Raw genomic sequence first — 13,137 nt, forward strand, 5'->3', positions numbered from 1 at the left:
CGCTTTGAGAGACAAGCGAAACACAAGAAGACACGTTCATAGACATATTGAATTGACAGCAAATAAGAGAGAGTAAGGCTACTATAGGTAGTAAAGAATACGCTAAATTTTCGTCGACAAATTATTAAAATTATACGATGAAGAGTTTGATCCTGGCTCAGGATGAACGCTAGCGGCAGGCTTAACACATGCAAGTCGAGGGGTATGGTTCTTCGGAACCAGAGACCGGCGCACGGGTGCGTAACGCGTATGCAATCTACCTTTTACAAAGGGATAGCCCAGAGAAATTTGGATTAATACCTTATAGTATTATTGAGTGGCATCATTTAATAATTAAAGATTTATCGGTAAAAGATGAGCATGCGTCCCATTAGCTAGTTGGTATGGTAACGGCATACCAAGGCAACGATGGGTAGGGGTCCTGAGAGGGAGATCCCCCACACTGGTACTGAGACACGGACCAGACTCCTACGGGAGGCAGCAGTGAGGAATATTGGACAATGGGCGCAAGCCTGATCCAGCCATGCCGCGTGCAGGATGACGGTCCTATGGATTGTAAACTGCTTTTATACGGGAAGAAACCCTGGCTCGTGAGCCAGATTGACGGTACCGTAGGAATAAGGATCGGCTAACTCCGTGCCAGCAGCCGCGGTAATACGGAGGATCCAAGCGTTATCCGGAATCATTGGGTTTAAAGGGTCCGTAGGCGGCCTCGTAAGTCAGTGGTGAAATCTCCCGGCTCAACCGGGAAATTGCCATTGATACTGCAGGGCTTGAATTATTAGGAAGTAACTAGAATATGTAGTGTAGCGGTGAAATGCTTAGATATTACATGGAATACCGATTGCGAAGGCAGGTTACTACTAATATATTGACGCTGATGGACGAAAGCGTGGGTAGCGAACAGGATTAGATACCCTGGTAGTCCACGCCGTAAACGATGGATACTAGCTGTTCGGGTGCAAATCTGAGTGGCTAAGCGAAAGTGATAAGTATCCCACCTGGGGAGTACGTTCGCAAGAATGAAACTCAAAGGAATTGACGGGGGCCCGCACAAGCGGTGGAGCATGTGGTTTAATTCGATGATACGCGAGGAACCTTACCAAGGCTTAAATGTAGATTGACAGGACTGGAAACAGTTTTTTCTTCGGACAATTTACAAGGTGCTGCATGGTTGTCGTCAGCTCGTGCCGTGAGGTGTCAGGTTAAGTCCTATAACGAGCGCAACCCCTGTCGTTAGTTGCCAGCGAGTCATGTCGGGAACTCTAACGAGACTGCCAGTGCAAACTGAGAGGAAGGTGGGGATGACGTCAAATCATCACGGCCCTTACGCCTTGGGCTACACACGTGCTACAATGGACGGTACAGAGAGCAGCCACTGGGCGACCAGGAGCGAATCTATAAAACCGTTCACAGTTCGGATCGGAGTCTGCAACTCGACTCCGTGAAGCTGGAATCGCTAGTAATCGGATATCAGCCATGATCCGGTGAATACGTTCCCGGGCCTTGTACACACCGCCCGTCAAGCCATGGAAGCTGGGGGTACCTGAAGTCGGTGACCGCAAGGAGCTGCCTAGGGTAAAACTGGTAACTGGGGCTAAGTCGTAACAAGGTAGCCGTACCGGAAGGTGCGGCTGGAACACCTCCTTTCTAGAGAAAGACGTAAAATGAAGCTCTTTATGATGTATATGATGCATTACTCTCGCTGTTAGTTCAAATAATACAAATTAAGCAAAAAAACAGAGTCTCGTAGCTCAGCTGGTTAGAGTACTACACTGATAATGTAGGGGTCGGCAGTTCGAGTCTGCCCGGGACTACTATTTTAAGCTTAATTAAAAGGAAATTTTAGAAGTATGAGTATGAATTACCATTAATTCAAAATTCAACATTCATAATTTAAAATTAGGAAATGGGGGATTAGCTCAGCTGGCTAGAGCGCCTGCCTTGCACGCAGGAGGTCATCGGTTCGACTCCGATATTCTCCACAATTCACGTAGAGTGAAAATAGTTCATTGACATATTGAGATAAGAAAAATATTAAAAAGTAGAAAGTACAATTTTTTACATAGTAATATGTAAAGAGAAAGTACAATAAGCAAAATAAGGGCGTATGGGGAATGCCTAGGCTCTCAGAGGCGATGAAGGACGTGATAAGCTGCGAAAAGCTACGGGGATCGGCACACACGACTTGATCCGTAGATATCCGAATGGGGCAACCCGGTATGTTGAAGACATGCCACACCGATAGGTGAGCAAACCCGCTGAACTGAAACATCTAAGTAGGCGGAGGAGAAGAAAACAAAAGTGATTCCGTAAGTAGTGGCGAGCGAACGCGGATTAGCCCAAACCAAAGTTGTTACGGCAATTTTGGGGTTGTAGGACCACGCGATTTCTTGCGGATAGAATAAGAATTAACTGGAAAGTTAAACCATAGAGGGTGATAGTCCCGTATTAGTAATAGAAGATAAGAATAGTGGTATCCTGAGTAGGGCGGGGCACGTGAAACCCTGTCTGAATTTGGCGGGACCATCCGCTAAGGCTAAATACTCCTGAGAGACCGATAGTGAACCAGTACCGTGAGGGAAAGGTGAAAAGAACCGTGAATAACGGAGTGAAATAGATCCTGAAACCATACGCTTACAAGCGGTCGGAGCCCTTTCGTGGGGTGACGGCGTGCCTTTTGCATAATGAGCCTACGAGTTAACGTTGCTGGCAAGGATAAGTGGTTAAGCCACGGATCCGTAGCGAAAGCGAGTCTGAATAGGGCGCTTTAGTCAGTAGTGTTAGACGCGAAACCGTGTGATCTACCCATGGGCAGGATGAAGCTGTGGTAACACATAGTGGAGGTCCGAACCGGTTGACGTTGAAAAGTCTTCGGATGACCTGTGGGTAGGGGTGAAAGGCCAATCAAACTCGGAAATAGCTCGTACTCCCCGAAATGCATTTAGGTGCAGCGTTAGTTATAAAGTTATATAGAGGTAGAGCTACTGATTGGATGCGGGGGCTTCACCGCCTACCAATTCCTGACAAACTCCGAATGCTATATAATGTTCACTAACAGTGAGGGCATGGGTGCTAAGGTCCATGTCCGAGAGGGAAAGAACCCAGACCATCAGCTAAGGTCCCCAAATATATGCTAAGTTGAAAAAACGAGGTTTGTCTGCCCAGACAGCTAGGATGTTGGCTTGGAAGCAGCCATTCATTTAAAGAGTGCGTAACAGCTCACTAGTCGAGCGGACGAGCATGGATAATAATCGGGCATAAGCATATTACCGAAGCTATGGATTTGTAATTTATTACAAGTGGTAGGGGAGCATTCTAACAGGGCCGAAGGTGTATCGTGAGGTATGCTGGACCGGTTAGAAAAGAAAATGTAGGCATAAGTAACGATAATGCGGGCGAGAAACCCGCACACCGAAAGACTAAGGTTTCCTCAGCTATGCTAATCAGCTGAGGGTTAGTCGGGTCCTAAGGCGAACCCGAAAGGGACAGTCGATGGCCAACGGGTTAATATTCCCGTACTACTGATAACTGTGATGGGGTGACGGAGTGATGAAAGTGTCGCGAACTGACGGAATAGTTCGTTGAAGGCTGTAGCTATATTCTCGATAGGCAAATCCGTTGAGAATGGCAAAGGCCGATAGTACTCGGAGTCTTCGGACAAAGAGATAGTACACCTAAGGGCTTCCAAGAAAAACCTCTAAACTTCAGGTTATTAGTACCCGTACCGTAAACCGACACAGGTAGTCGAGGAGAGAATCCTAAGGTGCTCGAGAGATTCATGGCTAAGGAATTAGGCAAAATAGACCTGTAACTTCGGGAGAAAGGTCGCCAGCGCAAGCTGGCCGCAGTGAAGAGGTCCAGGCGACTGTTTATCAAAAACACAGGGCTCTGCAAAATCGTAAGATGAAGTATAGGGCCTGACACCTGCCCGGTGCTGGAAGGTTAAGAGGAGATGTTATCTTCGGAGAAGCATTGAATTGAAGCCCCAGTAAACGGCGGCCGTAACTATAACGGTCCTAAGGTAGCGAAATTCCTTGTCGGGTAAGTTCCGACCTGCACGAATGGTGTAACGATCTGGACACTGTCTCAGCCATGAGCTCGGTGAAATTGTAGTATCGGTGAAGATGCCGATTACCCGCAGTGGGACGAAAAGACCCTGTGCACCTTTACTATAGCTTAGTATTGACTTTGGATAAGTGATGTGTAGGATAGGTGGGAGACTTCGATCCAGCGTCGCCAGGCGTTGGTTAGTCATTGTTGAAATACCACCCTTTGCTTATCTGAAGCCTAACCCCGTATTGCGGGGGACATTGCTTGGTGGGTAGTTTGACTGGGGTGGTCGCCTCCAAAAGAGTAACGGAGGCTTCTAAAGGTTCCCTCAGTACGCTTGGTAACCGTGCGTAGAGTGCAATGGCATAAGGGAGCTTGACTGAGAGACATACAGGTCGATCAGGTACGAAAGTAGAGCATAGTGATCCGGTGGTTCCGCATGGAAGGGCCATCGCTCAAAGGATAAAAGGTACGCCGGGGATAACAGGCTGATCTCCCCCAAGAGCTCATATCGACGGGGGGGTTTGGCACCTCGATGTCGGCTCGTCACATCCTGGGGCTGGAGAAGGTCCCAAGGGTTGGGCTGTTCGCCCATTAAAGTGGCACGCGAGCTGGGTTCAGAACGTCGTGAGACAGTTCGGTCTCTATCTACTGTGGGCGTTAGAAATTTGAGTGGATCTGACTCTAGTACGAGAGGACCGAGTTGGACAAACCTCTAGTGTATCTGTTGTCCCGCCAGGGGCATCGCAGAGTAGCTACGTTTGGAAGGGATAAGCGCTGAAAGCATATAAGCGCGAAACCCACCACAAGATGAGATTTCTTTTAAGGGTCGTGGAAGATGACCACGTTGATAGGCTATAGATGTAAAGGCAGTAATGTCATAGTCGAGTAGTACTAATAACCCGTAAGCTTATGTACGAATCCTCCCGGGCAACCGGGAGGGTGCAACTTTCTAAAAATAGTAAATAAAAATACTTTCTTTATCTCAGTATGTTAAGATATTGTCTGTTGTTTTGCATCAATTTATGGTGTATTAATAATAGAAAGATTGCCCAAAGCAATTGTAACGACTTAAGGTGGTTATTGCGGCGGGGCTCACCTCTTCCCATCCCGAACAGAGAAGTTAAGCCCGCCTGCGCAGATGGTACTGCAGTTATGTGGGAGAGTATGTCGTCGCCTTTCTTTTAAAAACCCTTCATCTATGATGAAGGGTTTTTTGTTTTACAAACTTCTGTACAACAAAATAATACAAAACAAACAACAAAAGTGTAGCATTTTTGGGTACGACTTCCCCATAGTGTAGAAATAAAACTGCTTTTTTAGATTTCCATAAAGCATACGAAACTTCATAAAGTATTGTAATACAGCAGTTAAACGACAAGCTTGAGTAAAGAGCTGTGTTTGGTATAGTTCTTTCATACTGATTATACAGAGAACAAGTATAACCTATAAAATATAGCATTATGAAAAATTTATTTTTAACAGCCGCTTTAGTAATCGCCTTATCGTTTAATGCCGCTGCTAACACAGTAACTGAAACAACGTCTACAAAGACTACTATCCACCAGGAGAAAGAATATAAAAGAATCGACGGATCGGAAGTATCCCAGGAAGCGCTTCAAAATATCTCTAAAAAATATGGAGGTTATAGCATGGAAGAAGCGTATGTAGCTGCTGATGGAGAATACAAATTGGTACTCTCGAAAGACGGGCAAAAAGTAACCGCACTCTTTACCGCTGCCGGTGAATTTGTGAAGGAAGCTTAAAAAAAAGCCCTATAACAGTTCTAACCATAAAACAAAGAAAGCCAATGATTTTATCATTGGCTTTCTTTGTTTTATGGACTTGCAGTAATTATTTGATGTTGGCCTTCAATTTAAGGCATAAATGATTAATTGTGGTATTAAATCCAATTGTTGCTTTAAAACAGTACATAATCCCTTAGAATTTACTGATAGCATTTTAATGAGCATAGTAAACCAGATCTTACTCTGATAAGATCACCAATAAGATTCAGTTTGGACTAGATTATGATTGTGTAAATAGATTTAGGCGATAGAGATATAAAATTATAGGTATAAAAAAATCCCGGTAAAGCCGGGATTTTTCTTTTCTGGATCATCTTTTATTTAAATAAACCATCAGAATTGACACTGTATTTAACTATTTTATATTTCTTATTTTCATCTTTTAATAAGCCAATGGTTTCTTTTGACTTATCATTTTCATAGATGACTTCATATACTAATGTACAAGTTGATAGTGAATTGGTTCCTACAGTATTAGTGGATTGCCAATCAATCAACTTGCGGGATTGATAAGTTCCAAGTGCACTTGTTTTTTTAAAAAAAAGATTGAGTTGCTCTTTAGATGTTATTTTATACAACTCATCTGAGAATAAAGCATCAGCAGAATCTAAATCCTTATTTTTTAGTGATTCATAGAGTTGATCAGCCACTTTTTCGGCTTTGATTTTCTCAGCGTCTTCGTTAAAATTCGTTCCGTTAATGTTGCAACTGACGAGTGTTAGACTCAGGATGGAGAAAAGAATAAAGATTGTCTTCATAATAATAGGTTTGCATTAATTGATAGCCAAAGGTAGTATTCTTCCTATAAACATCAAATTGAAATGTTTTTCCTTTTTTAACAATAGAATCACCTAATTTTAAGTCATATTCAGCTATCCCTGCTATTGAATCTATACGTATTTCATTGTCCACATAAAATGCGGTAGATTTCTGCTGCAACTTACTTCGTTTTACAATGATTGAATGTAATGAACTATCATAAAATTTATCAGCATTCTTATATTCATATACGCTAAGAATGGCTATGCTCCCAAACAAAATCAAAAGTGCAATGCAAAGCTGTAGGGTAAAATTATTTTTGATGAAGGAGTTAATTTTCATTGGTTTGATATGAAATCTTTATTTTTAATATTCTTTTGATTGCGTCGTGAAAGAGACTAATGGCTATTTGTCAATTTCAGGATGGAAAAAAGAATAAGTCTTTGTGTCATAAATATAAGCATGTATTAACTGATACTTAAAGGCACCATTCTTTCGGTAAACATCAAATTTTTTAGATTGCGCTTTTTTTACTATAGAATCGCCTATTTTTAGATCAAACTTAAAATCGCTAAAAGAGTCTATTTGTATTCCATTATCTAAATAAAAACTTGTAGATCTGACTTGCCAGTTACTACGATTTATAATAATTGAATTCGATGGGTTCCTATAAAAGTTTGTAGTAACTCTATAGGAATGAATTATCATTGTAATAATTAATACAATTATAATTGCAATTGGAATATAGATTCGAACCCATCGGGTATTCCTTAGCTTAAAATGATTTATAGCACTTATAAGATTCATGAAGAGAGGGTCAACGGGATTATTTTGAATAGGGTATAGTGTCCCTACCTAAGACACTACAAAATATTCAACTCCAGATCGCTTATTTTAAAGCCATCCGGGGTCGCAATCACTACAAGATTGACACAGTTGGGTTCAGGTTCTTCAGTAGCGGTATAACACATTGTATAACTGTCTTTATCAGCTGTCTTTTTGATCTTAAATGTTTTGAGCCATTCCGGATTACAGTCCTGCGCATTTAGAAACGGATCGGAATCCAACTGTGCAGCGGCTATTTTTTTGTACAGTTCCGGTGTGCAGTATTTTTGTAAGAGTGCAGTTCTTTGGTCTTCTGCGGATTCCGGCAATTCGAGGCATTGATTTAAATATTTGGTATAAAAAGATTCTAACATAGCGATAGCTTCTTTTTCAGGATCGGTAGAAAGCTCTTTGGGAGCTTCGGTAGTAGTAGTAGTTTGGGGTTCAACTTTATTAGTACAGGCTACGATAGATAGTATTACGAGGGCACTCCATATTTTTTGCATTAGATCTGGGATTAGGTTAGCGCAACAAATAAACAAAAAAGCGCACAAACTCTCTGCTTTTATGCGTCGAAATTAACCTCAGATTTGGCGCTGACCCGTACGATGCGAATTTTAGCACTATTTCTCTAACGAACCACATTAGCACACAGGTTAAAGGGATATTTTAATACCGGGATTGGAACAATTTTGAGAGCACTGTCTGTAAAGCCAAAGTTAATGTACTCCGAAATTGCCGTAATACAGTTGTACGCATGGGGGCAAACGATAAAAAAAATTGCAAAAAAGTTGATTGTTGCAATCGCTACCGTAAAATAGTACAGCAGGAAAATCTTTGAAACCTTAGAAGTCAAAACTATTGTTGAAGCACTTTCGTATGCGATCCACAATAAGATGATTTAAAAAAAGAAGTAGCCTTGACAGGACAAATGTCGAACTTTTTCTTGGAAGATTTAGAAAAAATATTAAATATTTTTAAAAACTCTGATATATAGAACTCTGATTTTGGATAAATGCCACCAATTGCATGAACTGCGTAAAGCAAAGAAAACCTTTACCATGCATCATGTTTTTTATATTCTAAGTGACGTTCAGCAATTTCTAAATCGCTACTTTACCCTTGCTATTTAAATCATGCTCTATTAGATGATGTTTCCGGAAAAAGATAAGGGGACTGAGATAGTTAAAAGCCGTAATAATAAAAAAAACCAGCCTATAAAGACTGGTCGGATTAAAGTGTGGTATTTGAAATAGAGACTAACTCAAAAAATTAAAAATACTAAAAAGATAGGATAAAGATTATAATAATATAAATTTTTAATGGTATTCAAGCTACTCCATTTTAGAAATGATAGTGTAGACCTTTCAATGATGTCTCATTGAAAATCATATTTAATACAATAGCTGGTGTCTGTCTAGATTCTAATTACAATTGAGCCAATCACTATCGCCTATTTTATTATTGGCTTTAATTGTGTTTTTAGAGTATTTTAGATAGGTCTGAATAGCGTCTACATAATTCAATAATTCATCATTGCTAGACTTAGTATCATCAAGAAATGCAATCAATTCTATTAACGATTCTCTCAAATTGCTAAAGGTTAGTAACTTAATTTGATTTCCCTTCTTTAAAACAATTAATTTGCGACGATGTGAATTAAATGTTGATATTAAAAAAACGCCGTTTGATTCTTTTTCAAAATCAGTCCCTTTTAATAATTCAGAAGACCTTAATAAAGGATCTTGTTTTTGGTTTTGTTCTATTGTACCCATTTTATGCATATACTCCTTTGCTAATCTTGTAGCACAATTATCATTGGTAATTTTAATCGAGTCTGGCACTGCTTGAGCATTTACCGAATGTATGCCAATCATCATCCATAGAAACCCGACTGTGAGAATTAAGTTTTTCATTTTATTATTTTTTTAACTCGTCAATAATTTTATCAGAAATTTTAGTTGCAGGCCCTTCCTCATTGCTGGGATTTTTATATCCATTTAGCATATCCTGTGGAGTTGCGTGTTCTATTTCATGTCCAAAAATAACGCCCATTAGTTGGGTGAAAGTTGTGTTTTTTGGCAACTCTTTTCCATAAACACCTGCACCACCTTTGGCATTACCATCAATTAATGCACCAGCATTTTTTGTATACAAAGTTATTTCAAATCCTGCGGGCTTCAAACCGACAACCTTGCCTGTTTCGTCCTTCATTTGGGCTACGTTGCCATTCTTTGAAAGTACTGGCCCTGTTTCACCAGCAATCATTTTTCCATTTTCATCTTTTGGAGTATTTTGAGTATCTATTATTACAGTTGTAGGAATGTCCGAATTTACAAGTTTGTTAAATTGTTCTCTACCCGTAGCTGTTTCTTGTAAAGCATTCCCTATATTTCTGTCATTTTTAGTCGCATGCTCAGTGTAATCTCCTTTGCCTCCGTTTGCTTTCGGATCATAAACTAGTTGTCCTGCTTTATTTCTCCAGTCGTCAGCAGCTCTTCCGTCAGGATCAATATTAGACATTGGATTGTTTTTCCCATAATTATATGGCGACCAACTCGAAAATTCTTCACTTAATGGATCAATTGCCATCCATCTACCTGCAGTATCTCCAATCGGTTGTGCGTCTACACTTAATGTATCAACTATGATTCTGCCAACAATTTCTTTTTTATCAACGTGCCAACGCATCGTGCCAATCGTTACAATACTATCAAGATCTTGAACTTCTAAATATTTCCCCTTACTTAAGGTAGCAACTTGTGCTTTACTACCATATTTTATGAAAGGATTTCCTGCTTGAATATTTTTTTCTCTTCTGGCTTTTTCTTCTTTAGAAAGTTTTTCTTTTTTCTGAGCAGATACTGTTCCGATTGTGAACAAAATAAAAATTAATAAATAGTACTTCTTCATAAGAATTAATTTTTGTTAAAGGTATTTAATTTTTTGTTTTCATATTTACTTCTTTCTTCTTTCAAAGAAACTAACCAATTGAGGTACATATCTTCCGGCATATTTCTATACCCAATTTGATGAATATGTTCGTACTCTTTTTGTAAATCTTTAAAGAGTAAATCACGTTTTATTTTATCTTCATTTTTTTCGATTTGCTTATAATGAGTCTCAGCTCTTAAAATCAAAGCAGTTGCAAAATTCGGATAGTTTTTAATTGCAGTTTCTGTACACTTTAAGATAAACATTCCATCATTATTTGGAAATTTAGAATTGTAATTGTTTGCTAGATCAACCAATACTAAAGCTATACTTTCCTTATTATTTAAAGCTTTCATATACACGCCGTTTGTTATTGCATCGACATGAACAAACCCCGAAGCCATTATCCACGCATCTATTGGAAACATCCTACTTGTCAATTCTGTATTGTACCAACCATCCTTTAAACTTCGATGTTTGATATAAATATGGTTTGGGGCTAATGCTAAATTGGCTTCAATACCAATTTCTTCACACAAGATTTTATACAGATATGGCAATGAATGGCAATTACCTTTATGTGTTTTTACAAGTTTTGAAACGAAAAGATTTTCAGGAGCATTATGTCCGAAAACGTCATTGAAGTCATAACCAAATGGCTCGTATTTGTAAATTTTACCATCAATACTAAGTGGCAAAGTATCACATAATATTGAAAATATTGAAGCACGTTTGTTAACTACATCTTTATCTCTTTCGGCATAATCAAGTTTTTTGCTATGTATGATTGAGTTGCTTAATACATGCATCAAGTTAATTTGTTTATCAACAAATGTAGTATCCAAATTTCCATCTAAATATGCATTTTCAACTGAGAAAACGGCTTTCTTGAAACTGTAAGAGCTTTCATTTTGAATCATACTGCTCAGCAGGGTATAACTTTCTTCAAATAGTTTTTCCTTATTTTGAGCTATCGCATAAAACTTTGAAAACAATAGTAAAAGAAGTATGAAGGTGCTTTTTGTCATTATTAGTTTTTAAATTTTATTATCGTTCCTTTAAATTGTTTAGCCAGTTTTTCACTTTCTTCTTTATTCTTTGTTTCTTTTAATGAGTTTAGCCATTTTTCATAAGCATCTGCGGGCATAAGTTGAAACCCTAAATCGTCAACTAACTTATATTGTGCGTGCATTTGTTGTAAAATTTCAATTGCCTGTGGATAGTTTAATATTTTATTTCTTCCATCCTGGGTTTGTGTATTTATTCCTAATTCTTTTACAACATATTTTAACCGTGCCTCATTATAATTTGCTTTAACCATATTAGCATTGATACTCGTTGGATATAATTCAATGGCTTTATTAATTACTTTATCAACAAATTCATCATAGCCAAACTTATGGATGTAACCACTGGCTAAATCAGTATAAAATTGTGAAAGCACTTGTTGTTTTGTTAGATTTTGCATATAGATTTTATTCTGCATCGCTTCAGCAGTAATATATCCATTGTTTAAAATAAAAGATGAAACGGTAAGCATTCCGTTTGTCAGCTCTAAGTTATACCACTTGCTTTTTTCATCTTGAAATTTAATGTATGAATGATTTGGAGAAAGTGCTAAATAAGCTTCTGCGTCGATTGCTTCAGCAAGTATCAAATAAAGCAATGGCATTGAGTGACATTGTCCGGTATTTGTCTTTAAAAGTTTAGTTACAAACATTTTCGCCCAATTCTCTCTGCCCCAATAATCCTCAAAATCATATTTGATTGGAAAGTGTTTTTCTTTAAATCCTTTAATCTGCATCGGTTGAGTAAAGAATTCGAAAAGCATAAAGTTTTTAGCTGTATTACTATTGGCATCAAAGTTTCTCTCTTTCATTTTTGCCAAAATAAATTCAGCAGATTGTTTTATAACTTTGTCAAATTCTACTTTATCAAGTTTGTTTTCGAAATAAGCATTTTCAATATCGAAATTGACATCTTTCACCGAATAGTTGTCAACATCAATATGTAGCATCTTGTCAAACACTTCTCTGTAACGCTCGGTCCCAGGGATTTGTAACAGGGAGGGGAGGTCATATTGTATAGTAGACTGCAATTCTTCTATATCAGATTTCACACTATTCAAGGTCTCTATACGAAGCTTTTCATGCTGGTCTACCTCATTCATAATCTGCTCGTTCTGTCGTTGCTGATAATTTTTACCAGTAGATGGTAGTTGAGTTGCAGAAGGCGCCAGAAAACTATCCATACCCGAAGGATAAATAGATGGTACTGGAGGTTTGATTTCTGGTAAACCAGGTGTCGTTATTGTTTGACCATTTAAATATACAGTAAACAGTACAACGCTAAAGGTTATAAGCTTACGGATTGTTGAAAATTTATTATTTCTCACTTTATTCCTAACTTGGACGTACGTCCTATAGTATTTATTATTAGAACTCTCAATTTTGTCCTGTGCGGGACAAAGACAAAGAATATTTACAAAATTTTGGAGCCAACCTTAAGAAAATTCGCGAAGACAAAGGCTTTACTCAAGCCCAGCTTGCTATTGACAGCGATTTGGATATCTCCTATATCAGCCGTATTGAAAACGGCAGGATTAGTCCGTCCCTAATCTATCTCAAATATCTTGCTGACGCACTTGGTGTGGATATGAAGCAATTAATTAGCTTTTAGTAGGTAAGACTTTTCCGAAGCGAACATACAAAATATTTTTTCTATATCCTTACGGAAAAACCTCAAAAAGTAAAAATAA

Annotated in this window: 9 protein-coding genes, 2 tRNA genes and 3 rRNA genes; 7 read left to right on the forward strand and 7 right to left on the reverse strand. The window is 38.7% G+C overall.

All coding sequences use genetic code 11. The annotated features are described in order from the left end of the window. Nucleotides 1-134 precede the first annotated feature (134 nt). The 6 genes from FK004_RS05375 (at nt 135) to FK004_RS05400 (ending at nt 5,819) form a co-directional block, all read left to right on the forward strand. Nucleotides 135-1,650: ribosomal RNA gene (locus FK004_RS05375) — 16S ribosomal RNA — on the forward strand. Between the two features lie 93 nt (nt 1,651-1,743). Then, nucleotides 1,744-1,817, forward strand: a tRNA-Ile gene (locus tag FK004_RS05380). A gap of 94 nt (nt 1,818-1,911) precedes the next feature. Beyond that, a tRNA-Ala gene (locus tag FK004_RS05385) sits at nt 1,912-1,985 on the forward strand. Between the two features lie 104 nt (nt 1,986-2,089). Further along, nucleotides 2,090-4,971 (forward strand): 23S ribosomal RNA (locus tag FK004_RS05390). 154 nt (nt 4,972-5,125) lie between these two features. After that, nucleotides 5,126-5,235, forward strand: a 5S ribosomal RNA gene (rrf, locus tag FK004_RS05395). The 16S, 23S and 5S rRNA genes sit together here with 2 tRNA genes alongside, the layout of an rRNA operon. 281 nt (nt 5,236-5,516) lie before the next feature. After that, entirely contained in the window at nt 5,517-5,819 is a 303-nt protein-coding gene (locus FK004_RS05400; protein WP_108736347.1) for a hypothetical protein, read from the forward strand. A gap of 359 nt (nt 5,820-6,178) precedes the next feature. Here the strand turns inward: FK004_RS05400 and FK004_RS05405 are convergent, their stop codons facing one another. The 7 genes from FK004_RS05405 to FK004_RS05440 all read right to left on the reverse strand — a co-directional run bounded on the left by FK004_RS05405 (nt 6,179) and on the right by FK004_RS05440 (nt 12,774). Further along, on the reverse strand, nt 6,179-6,619 hold the full coding sequence (locus tag FK004_RS05405; RefSeq protein WP_170108545.1) for a hypothetical protein: 441 nt from the start codon (nt 6,617-6,619) through the stop codon (nt 6,179-6,181). Further along, nucleotides 6,558-6,962 carry a hypothetical protein gene (locus FK004_RS05410; RefSeq protein ID WP_108736349.1) on the reverse strand — a complete coding sequence of 135 codons (405 nt, stop codon included), beginning with the start codon at nt 6,960-6,962 and terminating at the stop codon, nt 6,558-6,560. The genes FK004_RS05405 and FK004_RS05410 overlap by 62 nt, the downstream gene beginning before the upstream one ends. Nucleotides 6,963-7,483: 521 nt before the next feature. Beyond that, the gene (locus tag FK004_RS05420) at nt 7,484-7,951 is read right to left on the reverse strand and encodes a YqhG/Tai3 family protein (protein WP_108736351.1); all 468 of its coding nucleotides are present in this window, start codon (nt 7,949-7,951) and stop codon (nt 7,484-7,486) included. A gap of 918 nt (nt 7,952-8,869) precedes the next feature. Next, complete coding sequence (locus FK004_RS05425; protein WP_108736352.1) at nt 8,870-9,361, reverse strand: hypothetical protein; 492 nt, start codon at nt 9,359-9,361, stop codon at nt 8,870-8,872. A gap of 4 nt (nt 9,362-9,365) precedes the next feature. Continuing rightward, nucleotides 9,366-10,358: a hypothetical protein gene (locus FK004_RS05430; RefSeq protein WP_108736353.1), complete on the reverse strand. Its 993-nt coding sequence runs from the start codon at nt 10,356-10,358 to the stop codon at nt 9,366-9,368. Between the two features lie 5 nt (nt 10,359-10,363). Beyond that, nucleotides 10,364-11,407, reverse strand: coding sequence for a hypothetical protein (locus FK004_RS05435; RefSeq protein WP_227871677.1), 1,044 nt, complete (start codon nt 11,405-11,407; stop codon nt 10,364-10,366). Between the two features lie 2 nt (nt 11,408-11,409). Further along, nucleotides 11,410-12,774 (reverse strand): hypothetical protein, encoded by a 1,365-nt coding sequence (locus FK004_RS05440; RefSeq protein WP_157956034.1) that lies wholly within the window; start codon nt 12,772-12,774, stop codon nt 11,410-11,412. A gap of 62 nt (nt 12,775-12,836) precedes the next feature. Between FK004_RS05440 and FK004_RS05445 the strand changes: the two genes are divergently transcribed. Further along, the gene (locus FK004_RS05445; protein WP_108736355.1) at nt 12,837-13,058 is read left to right on the forward strand and encodes a helix-turn-helix domain-containing protein; all 222 of its coding nucleotides are present in this window, start codon (nt 12,837-12,839) and stop codon (nt 13,056-13,058) included. Nucleotides 13,059-13,137 lie beyond the last annotated feature (79 nt).

Source organism: Flavobacterium kingsejongi, assembly GCF_003076475.1.
Lineage (GTDB): Bacteria > Bacteroidota > Bacteroidia > Flavobacteriales > Flavobacteriaceae > Flavobacterium > Flavobacterium kingsejongi.

Excerpts from the sequence above, each read along its gene's own strand:
- FK004_RS05410 (WP_108736349.1), bottom strand. The coding sequence starts at position 6,962 with ATGAAAATTAACTCCTTCATCAAAAATAATTTTACCCTACAGCTTTGC.
- FK004_RS05430 (WP_108736353.1), bottom strand. The coding sequence starts at position 10,358 with ATGAAGAAGTACTATTTATTAATTTTTATTTTGTTCACAATCGGAACA.
- FK004_RS05405 (WP_170108545.1), bottom strand. The coding sequence starts at position 6,619 with ATGAAGACAATCTTTATTCTTTTCTCCATCCTGAGTCTAACACTCGTC.
- FK004_RS05425 (WP_108736352.1), bottom strand. The coding sequence starts at position 9,361 with ATGAAAAACTTAATTCTCACAGTCGGGTTTCTATGGATGATGATTGGC.
- FK004_RS05435 (WP_227871677.1), bottom strand. The coding sequence starts at position 11,407 with ATGACAAAAAGCACCTTCATACTTCTTTTACTATTGTTTTCAAAGTTT.
- FK004_RS05400 (WP_108736347.1), top strand. The coding sequence starts at position 5,517 with ATGAAAAATTTATTTTTAACAGCCGCTTTAGTAATCGCCTTATCGTTT.
- FK004_RS05420 (WP_108736351.1), bottom strand. The coding sequence starts at position 7,951 with ATGCAAAAAATATGGAGTGCCCTCGTAATACTATCTATCGTAGCCTGT.